The following is a 16794-nucleotide window of genomic DNA, read 5'->3' on the forward strand; positions in this document are numbered from 1 at the left end:
TTGCGAGGTGCTGGTCGGCCGGAAAAGGCCGGGCTGAAAAGCGCCCGGCCGAGCTCTCGAAGCTAGCACCTCGCACCCAAAGTCAAGCCCCAATCGCCTTGAGCTGTGGAACCGGCTCTGTGGCGGGCATCAGCCCGTTCGGGCTCGCCTTCGGCTTCGCGTGCCAGGTCCCGTAGGTGGTTGGGGTGCGTTGACGGCTGCCGGTTGAGAGCGCGCGCCAGGCCTGCGTGCGTGGTCGCCTTGCTTTGACGGCTGCGGTTGCGTGCGTGGCGACTGCGGTTGTGTGTCAGGGCGCCAGCGCGGCGCCCAGTTCCGCGATCAGGTCCGCCGGGTCCTCGATGCCCACCGAGAGACGGATCAGGCCGTCGGTGATGCCCAGCGCGTCCAGCTCCTCGCGCGGCAGGTCTTTGTGGGTGGTGGTGGCCGGGTGGATCATCGTCGTGGAGACGTCGGCGAGGCTCGGCGAGAGCGGGATCGTCTGGTTCAGGCGGCTGATCAGCTGGTCGACGGCCGGGCGGCCGCCTGCCAGTGCGAACGAGAGCATGCCGCCGGTGCCGTCGGGGTAGAGCTTGGCGGCGGTGGCGGCCTGGGGGTGGTCGGGGCGTGACGGGTGGTTCACGTGGGTGACTGCCGGGTGTGCGGCCAGGAACTCGGCCACCGCGGTGGCGCCCTGGGAGTGGGCCTGCATGCGGAGGCCCAGGGTTTTCAGGCCCAGCAGGGCCATCCAGGCGTCGAACGGGCCCACCGTGGCGCCCAGGTGGATGATCGACTGGCGGATCCTGGCGGTCAGGTCTCGCGGGCCCGCCACCACGCCGCCCATCGCCGCCGAGTGGCCGCCCAGGTACTTGGGGACGCTGTGCCAGACCAGGTCCGCGCCGTGGTCCAGCGGGCGGAGCAGGGCCGGGGTGACGAAGGTGCCGTCCACGACCAGTTTGGCGCCCACGTGGCCCGCCAGGGCGGAGAGGGCCGGGAGGTCCGGCACTCGCACCGTCGGGTTGGTGAGGGCCTCCACCAGGACGAGTTTGGTGCGCGGCGTCAGGGCTCGGCCGACTTCGGTGAGGTCGGCGCCGTCCACGAGGGTGGTGTGGATGCCCAGTCTCGGGAGGTCGGTCTCCAGGAGGCTGCGGGTGCCGCCGTAGACGTTGCGGTCTGCGACGACGTGGTCGCCCGTTTCGGCCAGGGCCAGGACGGTTCCGGTGATGGCGGCCATGCCCGAGGCGGTGGTCACGGCGTCGGGGGCGCCTTCCAGGTCCGCCACGGCCTGTTCGAGCACCTGGCCGTTGTAGTGGCCGAAGCGGTAGTAGGCCTGGCCGCGTTCCTCGCCGTTGTTGACCCTGTGCAGGGACGCCAGGTCCGGGTAGCCGTAGACCGTGGTCTGGTGCAGGGCCGGGACCAGCGGGAGCGCGGTTCCGGGGGCTACGTGGGCGCCTGCTCGGGCGGCACGGGTCGTCAGGTGAGAGCGGTCGTTCATCGGCACCGTCCACTTCGGTCTCGGGTGGCCTCATGATTACCGAACGATCGGTAAGATTCAAGGCCTTCCGGGACACGACCGGGGTGTCGCGGCCCACGCCCGCGACACCCCGGCCTCCCCCGTCACCCCCGCTTCACTCGGTGTCGGTCTTGATCGCGGTCAGGATCGGGATGCGGGCCGCCCGGCGCGCCGGGACGAAGGCCGCGGCCACACCGATCGCCACTGTGATCAGCATGAACACCGCCAGGCGGTCCCACGGGAGCACAGGACTCGTGTTCGCCTGGCCGCTCACCGTCATCGCGCCGATCACGCAGCCGGACACGACGCCCGCCAGTGCGCCGATCACGGCGATGATCACCGACTCGATCCGCAGCACGGAGCCCACCTGCGAGCGGGCCAGGCCGATGGCCCGGAGCAGGCCGATCTCGCGGATGCGTTCCATCGTGGACATGGTCATGGTGTTGACCACGGACATCGCGCCGATCAGGACCGAGACGCTCAGCATCGCGTAGAGCAGGTTGAGGTAGAGGTCGTACTCGGAGGCCTGGGCCTTGATGTACTCGTCGCGCGTCTGCACGACCAGGACCGGGTTGTTCAGTGCGGTGCGGATGGCGTCCCGCACCTGGTCAGGTGAGCCGCTGACCTTGACCAGCACCTCGCGGTTCCACAGTTCGTCGGCCGGGACGTTCGCCGTGTCCACCAGGGCCTCGGCGCCGAACTCCTCCGGCGCGGTGAAGATCGCGACCACCGGGAGGGGCTTCTCCTTGCCCAGCTTCGTGCCCAGCGTCCAGCCGCGTTCGGTTGCGACGCTGCTCTCCACGGCGATGCCGGAAGCGAGCTGGTCCAGTGAGCCCTCGCGGAGCTGCAACGGCACGAGCGTGCTGATCGCGCCGGCGTTCACGGCGGTCACCTGCAGAGAGCCCTTGTCCAGCGGCAGCAACGCGTTCCGCAACGCGGTGACGTGCGTGATGCCGGGGACCTTGGCGATCTCGTCGGCGACGGTCGGGGCGATGTCCGCGAACGGCAACGCCGCCAGCCGCACGTCGGCGTTGTTCCACGACTTCGCGGTCTCCTCCGCCTTGGCCGAGATCGACGCGATCGGCACGGTGACGGCGGCGCAGACCGAGAGACCGATCATCAGCGCGCTCGCCGTCGCGCCGGTGCGGCGCGGGTTGCGGCGGGTGTTCTCCACGGCGAGGGTGCCGCTCAGCCCGGCGACGCGGGTCAGCGGGCCGCGCAGCAGGGCGGTCAGGCCCGAGGCGAGCAACGGGGTGAGGATGATCAGGCCGATCAGCATCGTCGGCGCGCCGAGGTAGATCATGGTCTCCTCGCCGCGGCCGAGCACGACCATCGCCGTGCCGAGCGCGGTGACCACGAAGCCCGTGATGTTCCGCAGCCGCAACGACTTCGGCGTCGGCGGCAGACCGGTGCGCAGGGCCGCGATCGGCGGGACCGCGGCGGCGCGGCGGGCCGGGAGCCAGGCCGCCAGCAGGGTCACGCCGAGACCGACGCCGAACGCCGCGAGCAGCGTCGTCGGGGTGAACGGCTGCAACGGCACAGGAGCCCCGTCGAAGACGGCGAACTGCGACTTCAGCAGCGCCGCTCCCCCGACACCCAGCAGGTAGCCGGCGACGGTCGAGACGACACCCAGCAGCGTCGCCTCGGTGAGGACGAGCCGCAGCACGTACCGGCGTCCGGCACCGACCGCGCGCAGCAACGCGTGTTCGCGGGACCGGGCGGCGGCGAGCATCGTGAAGGTGTTGGCCACCAGGAAGATCGACGAGAACAGCGCCACGCCCGCGAAGATCAGCAGGATCATGGTCAGCTTGTTGTTGTTGCGCGCTTCCTGCGCGGTCAGCTCGTCGGCCGTGTACGTGCGGAGGTCGGGCAACGCCTGCTCCACCGCCTGGGCCAGCGCTCCCTGACCCGTGCCGGGCGCGACCGTGAGCAACGCCGAGGTGTACCCGCCGCCGGCGAACAACGAGCGCGCGGTCGGTTCCGCGAACGCCACGAGCGCGCCGCCCTGGACGATCGCGGTGCTCTGGAAGTCGAACACGCCGCTCAACCGGACGTCCCGCGCCGTGCCCGCCGCGACGACCCGCACCTTGTCGCCGACCTGGTACCCGGCGCGTTGGGCGGCCCACTTGTCCAGCGCGATGTCATCAGAACCGGACGGAGCCGACCCGTTGATCAGCTTGTGGCGCTGGGGATCGAAGTTCACCCCGCCCGTCGCTCCCGGCGTGCCGACGAGCGCGCCGTCCTTGCCCACCAGGAACGTCGGACCCTCGGCGACGGCACGCAGCCCGCCCACCCCGGCCACCCCGCGCAACTGGTCCACAGTGGACGCCGGCATGGGCTCGTTGTCGTTCCGCTCGGCCTGAACGGAGAAGTCCCTGGGGGCACCCTCGACGGCCGCGCGCACGGTGTCGCCGTAGACGAGCGAGCCCGTCACGAACGCCACGCCGAACACGATCGCGATCGCGGGCAGCAGGAACCGCAGCCTGTTGTCGGTCATCGACCGCCACGCCACGCGGATCATCCGCGCACCGCCTGACCGTCGAGGTGGCGCATGCGGTCCAGCACCAGGTCGGGCGTCGGGTTCAGCATCTCGTCGACGATCCGGCCGTCGGCGAGGAACAGCACGCGGTCCGCGTACCCGGCGGCGATCGGGTCGTGCGTGACCATCAGCACCGTCTGGCCCCACTCCTTCGCGCAGCGGCGCAGCAACGCCAGGATCTGCGCGCCGGTGCGGGAGTCGAGGTTGCCGGTCGGTTCGTCGGCGACCACGATCTCCGGCCGCGACACCAGCGCCCGCGCGCACGCCACGCGTTGCTGCTGGCCGCCGGACAGTTCGGACGGCCGGTGCTGCAACCGGTCCCCCAACGCCACCGCGTCGATCACCCGCCGCGTCCAGTCCGGGTCGGGCTTCGTGCCGGCGAGCGTCAACGGCAGCACGATGTTCTCCCACGCCGTCAACGTCGGCAGCAGGTTGAACGACTGGAAGACGAACCCGATCTTGTCGCGCCGCAGCCGGGTGAGCTCGGCCTCCTTCAACGCACCGAGGTCGGCGCCCCCGACCCACGCCTTGCCCGACGTGGGCGTGTCCAGCCCCGCCAGGCAGTGCATCAGGGTGGACTTGCCGGAACCGGACGGCCCCATCACGGCGGTGAACTCGCCGCGCCGGAACTGCGCGGACACCCCGGCCAGCGCCGTCACCGCGGCCTGCCCGGACCCGTACACCTTGCCGAGCTGGTCGGCCACCGCCACCGTTCGCTGATCCATCGGACACCGTTCTCGTCGACTTCGGGGGACGGCCCAAGCCTGCTGACGCGGACGAGCACGCGGATCCACCGCACTGTTGAGTGACTTCGGGGCCACTCCACCAAAAGGTTGAGGCCTCCGGAGACGGCTCTCACCTACCGTCGCCACCATGACAGGCATCCTCACGCGGCTCACGTGGTGGCAGCGCGTCGTCTTCTGGCTGATCATCGCGGCCGGCGGCGCGCTCCTGGCCGTCGAGGCCTTCAGCTCCCCGACCGTCTACGGCGCGGTCGGCCTGGTGCTGTGCGGGGTCCTGCCGTCGGCGGTGCTGTTCGCGCGCGAGATCAAAGCGGTGCACGTGGCGGGCATCGGGGCGTTGTCGATCGGCTTCACCGTCGTGTGCCTGACCGTGCTGCCCGGCAAGCTCGACAACACGTTCGGGTTGTTCGAGCTGATCGGGCTGGCCTGTCTGTCCGTGCGGGCGCTGGTGACGTTCCCGGCGTGGCGCGCGGCGGGGCTGTGCGTGCTGCTGGGGCTCGCCGCGGTCGTCCTGCCGTTGCGGCTGACCGACCTCGACCCCGACCTCACGCCCGCCATGGGTTTCTTCATCGCCGTGGTGCTGGCGTTCGTGCAACTGCTCGGCCTGGTCATGCGGTTGCACGACCGCACGCGCACCGACTCGTTCCAGCTCGCCCGCCAGTCGCAACGGCTGGAGTACGCCCGCGACCTGCACGACTTCGTGGCGCACCACGTGACCGCGATCGTCGTGCAGGCCCAGGCGGTCCGGTTTGCGACCGGCAGTGGTCAGGTGCCGGACGCCGCGGCGCTGGACAAGATGCTCGACGGCATCGAACGGGCGGGCACGCAGGCGTTGACCTCGATGCGGACCATGGTCGACCTGCTGCGCGACGACAACGCCCCGATGCACCCGCACCAGGCGCTCACGCTGATGGTGAACGACCTCGCCACCAGCTTCACCGGCCCGCCCGTCAGCACGAACATCGACCCGGCGATCGCCGACCTCGACCTGCCCACGTCCACTCTGGACGCCGCCCGGCACGTCGTGCAGGAGGCGCTCACCAACGTGCTCCGGCACGCCACCCGCGTCACCCAGGTGATGGTCAGCGCCCGGAGCAGGGGCGCGGAGGTCGAGATCAGCGTCACCAACGACGGTCAGGCGAGCGACAACGGCCTGCCCAAGGGCGGGTTCGGCCTGGTCGGTCTCGCCGAACGGGTGGAGTCGGCCGGAGGCAGCCTCACCGCGGGACCGGCGGGTCGCGGGTGGACGGTCACGGCGCTTCTGCCATCCTCGGGCGCATGACGATCCGGGTGCTCATCGCCGACGACCAGGAGATGATCCGCTCGGCGTTCGGGATGATCCTCGGCACGCAGCCCGACATGGAGGTCGTGGCGAGCGTCGGGGACGGCGAGAGCGCGGTCGCCCAGGCCCGCAGACTGCGCCCCGACGTGTGCCTGCTCGACATCCGGATGCCCGCGCTCGACGGCCTGGAGGCCACCCGGCTGCTCGCCGGTCCGGGCGTGGACGCGCCGCTCAACGTGCTCATCGCGACCACGTTCGACCTCGACGAGTACGTCTACCGGGCGTTGCAGAACGGTGCGTGCGGGTTCCTGCTCAAGGACATGTCCCCGGCGTTGCTGGTCGAGGCGGTGCGCGCCGCGTCCACCGGCACCAGCCTGATCTCGCCCGCCATCACGGTGCGGCTGCTGTCCAAGCTCGCGCCGAACCGGCAGGCCGAGTCCGTGCGGCACAAGCCGTTGCCCGAACCGCTGACCGACCGCGAGCTGGACGTCGTGCGGCTCGTCGCGAACGGCAACACGAACGACGAGATCGCCGCCAAACTCTACGTCTCCGTCGCCACGGTCAAGACGCACCTCGCGAACGCCCAGCGCAAGCTGTCCGTCCGCAACCGCGTCGAGGTGGCGGCCTGGGCGTGGCGCACGGGCGTCGTCACCTGCTGAGCGCCGGCACCTTGGCCTCGTCGGGCTCCCGCGTGGTCAGCAGCGCGAAGGCACCGTTGGCGAGCACCGCGAGCACGGCGACGACGATCGCCATCGGCAGCGCCGAGTGCCCCGTGCCGACGCTCACCAGCGGCGAGATGGCCGCGCCGAACCCGAACTGCGCGGCCCCCAGCACGGCCGATCCCGTCCCGGCCGCGCCCGGCACGGCGTCGAGGGCCAGCGCGGTGGCCGGGCCCATGACGAAGCCGAGCGACGCCACGACGAAGAAGATCGGCACCACCAGCCAGACCGGGCTGACCGGCAGCAACGCGACCAGCAGCAGCACGGCGGCGGCCGCGAGCAGCCACCGCTGACCGATCGCGAGCACCCGGCGCGGGTGGCTGCGGCGCAGCATCCGCGAGCCGATCGCACTGCTCGACACCAGGCCGAGGGCGTTCACCGCGAACAGCAGGCCGTAGCTGAGCGGGCTCATCCCGATGACGACCTGGTACAGGAACGGCGAGGCCGAGATGTAGGCCATCAGCACGGCGAAGGAGAAGACGAACGTCGCCATGGCCGTGAGGTAGGAGCGGTGTCCCAACGCCCGGAACCGGCCTTCCTTCCCACCACCGCGGCGTTCCCGGGGCAGCGTCTCCGGCACGACCGCGGCGGACCCGGCGAGCATCGCGACGGCCAGTCCGGCGAGCACCAGCAGCACGCCGTGCCAGCCGATGCCGTCCACCAGCAGGCTGCCCAGCACCGGTGCCACGACCGGCGCCACCCCACCGACGATCATCATCAGGCTGAACGCGCGGGCCGCGGTCCGGCCGGTGGCGAGGTCGGCGATGACCGCGCGGCCGATCACCAGGCCGGCGGCCGCGGTCAGGCCCTGCACGAGCCGTCCGGCCAGCAGGACCTCGATCGTGGGCGCCAGTGCGACGAGCACGCTCGCGCCCACGAAGACCGTGGAGCCGATCAGCAACGGGCCGCGCCTGCCGAAGCGGTCCGAGATCGGCCCGAACACGAGCTGCCCCGCGGCCATGCCGAGCAGGAACATCGTGAGCGTGAGCTGGATGGACGTGTCGCTCGTCTGCAGGTCGAGGGCCATGCGCGGGAACGCGGGCAGGTACAGGTCGATGCCGAACGGCGCCACGCTCGCGAGCAGGGCGAGCACGAGCAGCAACGGTGTCGGGATGGTGCTGCGGGACGGCGCGTCCACCGCATTCCCCTCTCAGGTGATAGCTATCATCTGAGAGCAAAAGTACCATGGGCGCGTGGACGAGGCTCAGAAGTCGCGGTTGTTCGAGCTCGCCGACCTCATCGCGGCGGTCGGACGGCAGATCCAGGCCACCAAGGAGGGCGTGACCAAGGAGGCGTGGTCGGCGTCGGACATCGCGGTGATGCGGTACGTCGACCGCAACCCCGGCACGTCCGCCCGCGCGGCCGCCGACGCCACCCAGCAGACCTCCAGCAACTTCAGCAGGTCGCTGCGCGGCCTCGAGGAGAAGGGCCGCATCCGCCGGGAGACCGACCCCGAGGACGCGCGCCGGGTCCGCCTCTACCCCACCGCCCGCGCCCACGAGAACCTGAGGCGGCTCAACGACATCTGGAGCGACCTGCTCGACGGGATCGTGTCCGACGAGGACGAGATCGACGCCATGATCGCGCTGCTGCGGCGCCTGGAGACCGGGATCGCCGACAAGACGCGCGCCCGCCGTTAGACGAGGTGCCCGCTGTAGTCGCACACGGCGGGCGGCTCGCCAGCACGTCTACAGAGGACGCCGAATGGCGGCAAACGTGGCCATCCCGCCGGAGCCTCCGAGACGATGCCTCTGAGCACAGCCGCCGCACCCTGGCGGCCAGTCGCACCAGTTCAGGTACCGCTTCGGCCAACCCGGCCCGTGTCTGCGACCTGCGGATCGACACTACGTGTCCGGCCAGGCCAAGTCGCCCGCGCTCAACGCCGGGTCCGCGAGAAGGCGGATCGTGTGAGCACGGTCGGTCGCGGAGATGCCAGTGCCGCCCATGCGCGTCGACATGACGGCGAACACCTCGCCGCCCGCCGCGACCGCGCCACAGCACATCGGGGACAAGCCACCCGATAGCAGGTCTCGTCGGTCATCGCACGCACACGAACCCGTCGGTGCGCCGGGCGGCCAGTGCCGCCAGCACCGAAGTCGCCCTCCGGGCGGCAAAGATGAGGTGAGCGCGCACGCCCACGACCACACGCGGACGACCCCAGGCAAAGCGCACCGCGCGAAGTTCTCGACAACCCAAGCTGGACCAATATCACTAGCTGCTCGCGGCGAAGGGCGTCAACCGGCGCAGCTCAGACCGCGACGGCAACCCGGCCGCTAACCAACAGCCTGCCATGGATGGACTGCGATCGACACCAAGCATGACGCGGGCGACCACCACATCGTCGGCCGGGCGTTGGAGATAGCCACTGTGGAGACTCACAACAACGATCCGCCGCTGTTCCACTGCAGCTGTTCCCGCCGACCGAAGCGGCGTTATGCACATTCTAGTACCTACGCTGTATTGACCACTGGTCAATACAGCGTAGGCCGCAAATGCTCCCCCACCCAATGCGGCACGTCACCATCTACGAGTGCCGCTAACCGCTCAAACCCACTGAGAGCCTGACATCCACGCGATACCGACACCAACGCTACGAACTACCACACAGTCGCCAGCCCTGGGCACGTCACATGGAATTATTCGCGCACCACAACTACCAAACTATCTAACATCGTCGACCACAGAAGAAACGTTACCGATCGATCTTGCAACTACTCCATTCCAGCGAACCTGGGAGCTGACATCTCGGGCGCCATAGCTGGAAAGGTGAGCAACAGGCAGGCTAACCCCTCCTTAGGAGGTGTGCCATGACCGGCATCGAAGTGGTGGCAGCAAAAGCGCTTGCCGTGGCAGCGACTAAGCCGATTCTCGATCGAGTGAAGCGCCAAGAAAAAGTGGTCGCCCTACTCAAGAAGATCAAACTGGATCAGAAGATTCCCCCAAGAGATTTCGAAGGAATCTACGTATACACACTCATCGAATACTGCTACGGCCGACCAGAACCCATCATCAAATTCTTTCGCCTCGAGCACATCAGAGAAGCATTTCGAGAGTCATTCGAGAGCGGCGACCCTCGACACCTCGATCGCGAAGCCGAGGAAATCATCAGCTGGAATGACGAGACGGGACAACTAGGAAGGATAGACTACGATCTCCGCCGCGAGTTCGCGGGTTTCACTGCCGTATTTCAGACTCTAGTCGACCGAAGTCGTGGTGCTGCCGAAGCCAGAGCCGAACGAAAGATTGACGGGTTGCAAGAGCAGCTGGCGAACCTAAACCAGCATCTTGCTTCGCTTAGCTCAATCGAAGCAGTCCGCGAAGTTGTCGATGCACCAGCAAATGGACACCACGACCCTATCGGCTGGCTGGCCAGTGAGACCAAATCGTGGTTCAACGCAATAGGCTACGAGTTTGAGGAATACTTAGAACCGTCCAACGGATCATTTCTTTGGATTATTAAGGTACCCGCACGCAGACGATTTGATCGCGTAGTTGTTCTAGGCATGGTGGGCGAAGCCGTTGTTGCAGATGTAGCACGCGCAGAAATGCTCATGGAGAAGCATCACGCAGACGAAGCTTGGATTGTTGTCCCACGGCGAGTTAGCGCTTCCGCACGAGAAGCATCAGTTGACCGTGTTGCATGCTTCACACTCGACGAGCTGATCGATCAGGACGCTGACTTCGACGCCTATATCGACTGGCTAATATCGGAAGTGGAATCACGAGGAATATCAAATAAGTTCGTCTCCCCACACTGCAAAAAAGACGAGTATGAGCGCACCGGCGAGATCGCCAATACGCGCAGCATCTACGATGATTCCTCAGGAGGACTTGAAGGGTATGTTCAAGGCTGGCTCGCAGATCCCTCAAAGGAGCATCTGTCCGTTCTTGGTGAGTTCGGAACCGGAAAGAGCTGGTTTTGTCTGCACTTTAGCTGGCAGCTTGCGCTCCAGTACCAGAGCGCGAAGCGCAAGGGCTTGCCTCGACCACGACTCCCGCTTCTAATACCGCTTCGGGATTATGCAAAAGCAGTCAGCGTAGAGTCGCTATTCTCAGAGTTCTTCTTTCGAAAGCACCAGGTACAGCTAGCCGGATACTCGGTATTCGAGTACCTGAACAGATCCGGCCGCCTCATGCTAATTTTTGACGGCTTCGACGAGATGGCGTCAAGGGTAGATCGACAAGCTCGCATTAACAACTTCTGGGAGCTCGCCAAGGTCGTCGTTCCAGGAGCAAAAGTATTACTGACCTGCCGGACCGAGCATTTCCCTGAGGCGCGCGAGAGTCGTGCTTTGCTAAGCGCTCAACTGAAGGCCTCAACACAAGCCCTCACAGGAACACCTCCACAGTTCGAAGTAGTCGATCTTATGCCGTTTGACGACGCTCAAATCCGACAGCTGCTAGGACACCTGACCGAGCAAGCTGTCGTAGAAGCCATCATGAGGCACGATCAGCTGCTAGACCTGATGCGCCGTCCCGTTATGTCGGAGCTGGTACTTGATGCCTTACCTGAGATCCAAGAGGGACGAGAGATTGATCTATCCCGCGTTTACATGTACGCGGTACGCCGAAAAATGGACCGCGACATCCAGGCTGAGCGAACCTTTACCTCCATGAGCGACAAGGTATTCTTTCTATGCGAGGTCTCCTGGGAGATGCTCTCAACCGACACAATGAGCATGAACTACCGACAGTTCCCAGACCGCATTCGGCGATGTTTTGGAGCTGTCGTCGAAGAGGAGCGGGATTTGGACCATTGGCATCATGACATGCTTGGCCAGTCCATGCTCATCAGAAACAGTGTTGGCGACTACTCTCCAGCCCATCGCTCGCTACTTGAATTCTTTGTTGCCTACAAATTTGGGGCGGAATTAGGTATACTAAATAGCGACTTTCTAACAATGGTTCAGGACGTTGAAGGGGATAGATCTTCAGTCAGATGGTCCGAATACTTCCATCGCGAAGACCCTGGAACATCTCGGCCAACTGTCGATCAATTTAAGCAAGAGAATATGTCAGTGTTGTCCACAACTTTTGGTCACACCCAACTGTCTCCAGCCGTACTTCAACTTATGCTTCCGATGCTAGACAAGAAGTCCGCAAAATCTAGTCTAATTGACTTGATTTGCCAAACGCGAAACCAGCCTGCCGATTCCGTCGGTCTCGTCGGCGGAAATTCCGCCTCATTACTGGCGAGACATGACCCACAAGGCATGCGCTGTGCGGACTTGCAGGATACAAACCTTCGCGGAGCCCGACTCGATCTAATGGGCACCAGCAAGACTGACTTAACTGGCGCCAATCTTCGCAATGCAGACCTCTCCGACACAGACTTCGAAAACGTCATTCTAAGAGACGCAGATCTGACTGGCGCAAACCTGACACACAGCTTCTACTTTGGACAACAGAAGACGTACTCAGAATCAATGGTGGCGTACCCCGACACCCTCGTCGCAAGCACTCATTCAGGAGAGTTGTTGCTGTGGAAATACAAGGACGCAGCCAGCGAACCGCAGCGCCTCATGAGACTCGATCAAAGTAGATCAGCGATACTCGAAAGGATGGCGAAAAGCAGCGGAAAGCTGGGAGTTCTATGCGGCGAGACCCTCATAATCGACGTGAATACCGGCTCAATCGATCTTAAGGTACCCGGCACACACGGGTATATTCCGATTTTTGCGGACGACTACCGCGGTGTCATCACATTTCACAGTCCATCGACAGGAGAGGACGTCGTGAAGTTGCATAATCTCGACGGGGTCCGCAGGCTAGATACTCCTTTCGATATTTTACCAAAGGACTGGATCATAGATTTCTTCGACCCAACCGATTGCATCACTCGAGTCGTTGATCCCACTGGCGAAATTTGGGTCATGGACGCCTCCACGGATAATGTCGTGCGAGCCGTTCCGGCAGGAAGAATCGACTCCGACGAAGACGACGATGACCGATCCGGACTTGGCACAATAAGGTACTCGGGAGGAAATCTATGGTCAATCAGAAGATCCAATGAAGATAGCCTTCGAATAGACCGATACTCGACGACCGGAAAGTCTATTTCATGCGGATTCATCGAGGCCCCCCGGAGAGATCTGACCGCATTAGGCGCCGCATCTCTAGGTTTCGCCATAGAATTCGACCCGATCTCCCAGGTTGCAGTTATTGCAGGCGGGCTCGGTATACACGCGATCCAAGTCGATTCCTGGGAAAGTAAATGGGCAGAACCGGACCTGCCGGGAGTTCTCGGTTTGCACATGAGTCGCGACATACCTGGAATACTTGTCGCCTCTCGATATGGAGACATCTCGGTTCGGGACATTGAAAGCGGAGCAGTTACGAACTGCGTTGTCGTAGGAACCGATAACCAGGGCGTCAAAGTAGGTCGCAGCAGCGGACTTCGAAGCGCGGTTATTGCTGCACTAGAACGCGGAGGTGCGATCATTGTTGACTAATTCCCGGCAGGTTTGCTTGGAACATCGCTACTACTAGTGCTTTCGATCGCTACTTGGCCGGATAATGTCGCTCGCGAGAAGATTGCTAGACAACATCACGCCCTCTACACCGTGCAATCATTCTGCTCCTAAGGTCATCGCACCGGTGCTAGCGACCGCACGGTATGAGAGGCGGGCACCCCTGCCACGGGGTGCCCGCCCCCACCATCACTTCAGCAGGAACGCGTCCACGATCGTCTGCGTCACGGAGTTGCCCGCGCTGTCCTTGGCCGAGGCCTTGAGCGACACCGAGGTGGCGCCCTTCGGGTGGCTCAGGACGGCGAACCACCTGCCGTTGCCGCCCAGCAGCGGCGCGGTCCGCCAGGTAACGCCCTTGTCGTGCGACACCTGGACGCTGGTCGGCTTCGCGGCGGCGCCGGTGTTGTGGTTGACCGCCACCGGCACGATCGTCGAGGCCGCCCGGCTCGCCCTGTTGTGGCCATCCAGGGCGGGCGCGAACTTCACGGCCATCAACGGCAGCGCCTGCTGGCCGTCCACGACCGTGTCCGACCTGAACGTCCAGTCGGCGACGATCTTGCTGGTCAGCGTGCGGTCCCTGGTCGCCTCGGTGTGCAGGCGGTAGGTGGCCGCGCCGGGCCGCGCCTCGAACAGGCCGCTGGTGCTGCCGATCTTGCCGATCTCCACGCCGTCGCGGAACAACGTGGAGCTGCCGGTGTGCGCGGAGAAGCCCTCGCGGTCGTTGCCGGAGTCCGCCCACAGCGGGATCTGGAAGATCATCGTGTCCCCGGACCGGCTCGCGTACCTGGTCGGCCTGGCCGGGTTCCTCGGCAGGTCGGGGCCGAACACGGCCAGGTTGAACGAGTCGGTGGCGGTCTTCGTGCGCGGGAACGTCCTGGGGCCGCTGGAGAACAGCCGCGACCGGTACTCCCCTGCCGCCGTCACCTCCGTGAACTCGTTGAGCCACGGCGTCTCCGGCGAGTAGAGCTCGTCGAGGACGAACGGCAGCGGCCTGGTGATCATGCCCTCCCGGTTGCCGGTGGTGCCGGACGTGGTGGCGGCGTGCGTCGTGCGGACCTTGACGAGGTCCTTGTCCCGCACCCGGAGCACCGGGTCGGCGGGCATCCGGCCGGTGACGTCACCGCGCACGTGGTAGAGGTACGGGCTGGCGTCGAAGCCACCGGCGGCGTCCTGCTCGGCGAACCGGCCTCCCGCCGAGTAGCGGAACTGGCCGGGTGCCGAGGTCTTGGAGGGGCTGACGAGCACGTCGCCGAACTCGGGCGGGCTGATCCTGGTGAGCAGGAAGTCCTTGCCGCCGTAGGTCGTCGACCGCGCGAACTCGACGAACTTCTCGCCTGCCTTGGCCTTTCCGCGGTCGAGCACGAGCCCGGCCGGCTTGCCCTGACGCGCGTCGACCGTGATCGAGGTCTTCGCGCTGAGGTTCACGTCGGGCTCGATGGCCACCGAGAGCTTGCCGTCCGAAGTGGACACCTGGGACTCGAAGTAGTAGTGCCCCTTGGGCGCGCGGAGCGTCACCGCGCCGGACTCGTCGTACGGCACCCGCATCTCCGGCTTGGCCAGGTCGACCAGCCGGAACGCGTAGTCCGGCGTGGGCTTGCCGTCCGAGCCGAGGACGTTCACGGCGAGGTCGTAGCTCTCCACCTCGCGCGTGACGGTGATGGGCGTGCGCACGTCACCGGCGGTGATGACGCCGCTGTAGATGCCGTCCGCGCCGGTGACCTTGGTGTTCGTGGTGACGGTGGCCTGGGCGGCCGCGCCGGGCGCGATCGTCAGGGTCGCGGGCGAGACGGTGAACATCCCGGCAGCAGCGGGCTTTCCGCTGGGGTCCTTCACGTCCGCGGCCAGGGTGAGCGTCACGGGTGCCGTGCCGGAGTTGCGGTAGGTCACCGCCGTGGGGATCGGCGCGTCGTCGGTGTGCGGCCACTGCACGATGCCGTGGTTGATGCTGCCGACGGACGCGTGCACGGTCGACGCCACCGCCTTGGCGACGTCGACCCGGCCACCGCCCTGCTCGAACACGGTCTGCGCCGGGTGCGGCTTCGCGCTGCCGACCAACGCCGCCTTGAGGTCCGCGGCCTTCCAGTCCGGGTGCTGCCCGGCGAGGATCGCGGCGGCGCCCGCCACGTGCGGGGTGGCCATCGACGTGCCGTCGAGCGCGACGTGGTCCTCCCCCACCGGCGGGAACCGGCGGCTGATCATGCTGTCCTTCGCGAGCGCGGCCACGATCGCCACACCCGGCGCGGTGATCTCCGGCTTGATCGCGTTGTCGCCGAGACGCGGGCCGCGGCTGGAGAACTCGGCCAGCGCGTCGGTGTGGTCGACCGCGCCGACGGTCAGGGCGGCATCGGCGGCGGCCGGTGAGCCCGGCGTGCGCCCGCTGTTGCCCGAGGCGATGACGAACAACGCGCCGGTCCGCGCGGTGATCTCGTTGACCGCCAGCGACAGCGGGTCCTTGCCGTCGCTCGCGGCGTCACTGCCGAGACTCATGTTGATCACGCGGGCGCCGCTGGTCGCGGCCCACTCCATGCCGGCGATGATCCCGGACTCCGTGCCGCTGCCCGCGTCGTTGAGCACCTTGCCCACGAGCAGCTTCGTGTCCGGTGCGACGCCCTGGTACTGAGCGTTGTTGCCCGTGACGATCGACGCGACGTGCGTGCCGTGACCGTGCTTGTCGACGGTTCCGCTGGCGCTGCCGGTGAAGTCCCTGGCGTCGATCACCGCGTCGGTGAGGTCGGGGTGGCTGGGCTCGATGCCGGTGTCCAGGATCGCGGTCGTGGTGCCCTGACCGGTGAGGCCCGCCTGCCACGCCGCCGGCGCGCCGATCTGCGGAACGCTCTTGTCCAGCACGGCCTTCACCGGCCCGTCGAGCCAGATCCGGACGGCGTCCCGGGTCTTCCAGAACGCCGTGTCCTTGGCCGCCACCACGGCAGCGCCGCCGATGCTCGGCAGTTCCCGCACCGCCCGCGCGGTGAGGGTGCGCGGCTGCGTGACGATCAACGGGATGTCCGCGCGGTCGGCGTCGCCGTAGCCGGTGTCGAGGAGCTCCGTGACGTTGAACAGCCTCGGGTCGAGCTGCCCGTCGCGCAGCATGCCGAGCGCGTCGAAGGGCGTGACGTTGATGTCGCCGTTGGGATCGGTGCGGGTGATGAACCCGACGTTCTCCCTGCCCTGCGCGGCCCGCACCCGCGCCTGCCCGCCGGTGAGCATGACCTGGTCCCCGGTGACGAGCGTGACGAGGCGTCCTTCGCCCTCCGGTGCCGGCGGCGCGACCGGCGCCGCAGTCGCCTGCGTCACCGGCCCCGCCAGGCCTGTCGCCGCGATGACGGCCACCGCGACCGACCGTCTCCACCTGTCGCTCATACGACCCCTCCAGAGGTTCGGGCGCCCAGGTAGAGATCTACTGGCTTGGAGAACGTTTTCCACGCCTTGCCAGTTGCCAGATTTGGTCTAAACCTCTAGGTGCTGCCCTGCAAGTTCGTCAGGTGAGAGACGCGGGCGAGAGACCCGGAGGCGGTGCCGCCGCGATGCCCTCATACCGGGCGTATTCGGGCA

At 66.4% G+C, this 16794-nt stretch carries 10 protein-coding genes; 4 read left to right on the plus strand and 6 right to left on the minus strand.

Features of this window, described 5'->3' with window-relative positions:
* Positions 1-286 precede the first annotated feature (286 nt).
* The 3 genes from ACFWNN_RS45110 to ACFWNN_RS45120 all read right to left on the minus strand — a co-directional run bounded on the left by ACFWNN_RS45110 (position 287) and on the right by ACFWNN_RS45120 (position 4753).
* Positions 287-1471: a trans-sulfuration enzyme family protein gene (locus ACFWNN_RS45110; RefSeq protein WP_382446127.1), complete on the minus strand. Its 1185-nt coding sequence runs from the start codon at positions 1469-1471 to the stop codon at positions 287-289.
* Positions 1472-1604: 133 nt separating this feature from the next.
* Positions 1605-4010 carry an ABC transporter permease gene (locus ACFWNN_RS45115; protein ID WP_382446128.1) on the minus strand — a complete coding sequence of 802 codons (2406 nt, stop codon included), beginning with the start codon at positions 4008-4010 and terminating at the stop codon, positions 1605-1607.
* The gene (locus tag ACFWNN_RS45120) at positions 4007-4753 is read right to left on the minus strand and encodes an ABC transporter ATP-binding protein (protein ID WP_382446129.1); all 747 of its coding nucleotides are present in this window, start codon (positions 4751-4753) and stop codon (positions 4007-4009) included. Before ACFWNN_RS45120 ends, ACFWNN_RS45115 begins: the two co-directional genes overlap by 4 nt.
* Before the next feature lie 148 nt (positions 4754-4901).
* Between ACFWNN_RS45120 and ACFWNN_RS45125 the strand changes: the two genes are divergently transcribed.
* Together ACFWNN_RS45125 and ACFWNN_RS45130 are read left to right on the plus strand one after the other, a co-directional pair.
* Entirely contained in the window at positions 4902-6053 is a 1152-nt protein-coding gene (locus tag ACFWNN_RS45125; protein WP_382446130.1) for a sensor histidine kinase, read from the plus strand.
* Positions 6050-6712, plus strand: coding sequence for a response regulator (locus ACFWNN_RS45130; RefSeq protein ID WP_382446131.1), 663 nt, complete (start codon positions 6050-6052; stop codon positions 6710-6712). Before ACFWNN_RS45125 ends, ACFWNN_RS45130 begins: the two co-directional genes overlap by 4 nt.
* On the opposite strand, the gene ACFWNN_RS45135 is transcribed toward ACFWNN_RS45130, so the two are convergent.
* A complete protein-coding gene (locus ACFWNN_RS45135; RefSeq protein WP_382446132.1) occupies positions 6702-7910 on the minus strand; it encodes a multidrug effflux MFS transporter in 1209 nt (402 codons plus the stop codon). The genes ACFWNN_RS45130 and ACFWNN_RS45135 overlap by 11 nt on opposite strands.
* Before the next feature lie 55 nt (positions 7911-7965).
* On the opposite strand from ACFWNN_RS45135, the gene ACFWNN_RS45140 reads away from it, so the two are divergent.
* Positions 7966-8412, plus strand: a complete 447-nt coding sequence (locus tag ACFWNN_RS45140; RefSeq protein WP_382446133.1) for a MarR family winged helix-turn-helix transcriptional regulator — start codon at positions 7966-7968, stop codon at positions 8410-8412.
* A gap of 204 nt (positions 8413-8616) precedes the next feature.
* On the opposite strand, the gene ACFWNN_RS45145 is transcribed toward ACFWNN_RS45140, so the two are convergent.
* On the minus strand, positions 8617-8775 hold the full coding sequence (locus ACFWNN_RS45145; RefSeq protein ID WP_382446134.1) for a hypothetical protein: 159 nt from the start codon (positions 8773-8775) through the stop codon (positions 8617-8619).
* A gap of 804 nt (positions 8776-9579) precedes the next feature.
* Between ACFWNN_RS45145 and ACFWNN_RS45150 the strand changes: the two genes are divergently transcribed.
* Complete coding sequence (locus tag ACFWNN_RS45150; RefSeq protein ID WP_382446135.1) at positions 9580-13224, plus strand: pentapeptide repeat-containing protein; 3645 nt, start codon at positions 9580-9582, stop codon at positions 13222-13224.
* 207 nt (positions 13225-13431) lie between these two features.
* On the opposite strand, the gene ACFWNN_RS45155 is transcribed toward ACFWNN_RS45150, so the two are convergent.
* Positions 13432-16602 carry a S8 family serine peptidase gene (locus tag ACFWNN_RS45155; RefSeq protein ID WP_382446136.1) on the minus strand — a complete coding sequence of 1057 codons (3171 nt, stop codon included), beginning with the start codon at positions 16600-16602 and terminating at the stop codon, positions 13432-13434.
* Positions 16603-16794 lie beyond the last annotated feature (192 nt).

This window comes from Lentzea sp. NPDC058450 (assembly GCF_042721395.1).
Taxonomy (GTDB): domain Bacteria; phylum Actinomycetota; class Actinomycetes; order Mycobacteriales; family Pseudonocardiaceae; genus Lentzea.

Coding starts and splice junctions, on each gene's coding strand:
- ACFWNN_RS45110 (WP_382446127.1), bottom strand. CDS start 1,471: ATGAACGACCGCTCTCACCTGACGACCCGTGCCGCCCGAGCAGGCGCC.
- ACFWNN_RS45115 (WP_382446128.1), bottom strand. CDS start 4,010: ATGATCCGCGTGGCGTGGCGGTCGATGACCGACAACAGGCTGCGGTTC.
- ACFWNN_RS45120 (WP_382446129.1), bottom strand. CDS start 4,753: ATGGATCAGCGAACGGTGGCGGTGGCCGACCAGCTCGGCAAGGTGTAC.
- ACFWNN_RS45125 (WP_382446130.1), top strand. CDS start 4,902: ATGACAGGCATCCTCACGCGGCTCACGTGGTGGCAGCGCGTCGTCTTC.
- ACFWNN_RS45130 (WP_382446131.1), top strand. CDS start 6,050: ATGACGATCCGGGTGCTCATCGCCGACGACCAGGAGATGATCCGCTCG.
- ACFWNN_RS45145 (WP_382446134.1), bottom strand. CDS start 8,775: ATGTGCTGTGGCGCGGTCGCGGCGGGCGGCGAGGTGTTCGCCGTCATG.
- ACFWNN_RS45150 (WP_382446135.1), top strand. CDS start 9,580: ATGACCGGCATCGAAGTGGTGGCAGCAAAAGCGCTTGCCGTGGCAGCG.
- ACFWNN_RS45155 (WP_382446136.1), bottom strand. CDS start 16,602: ATGAGCGACAGGTGGAGACGGTCGGTCGCGGTGGCCGTCATCGCGGCG.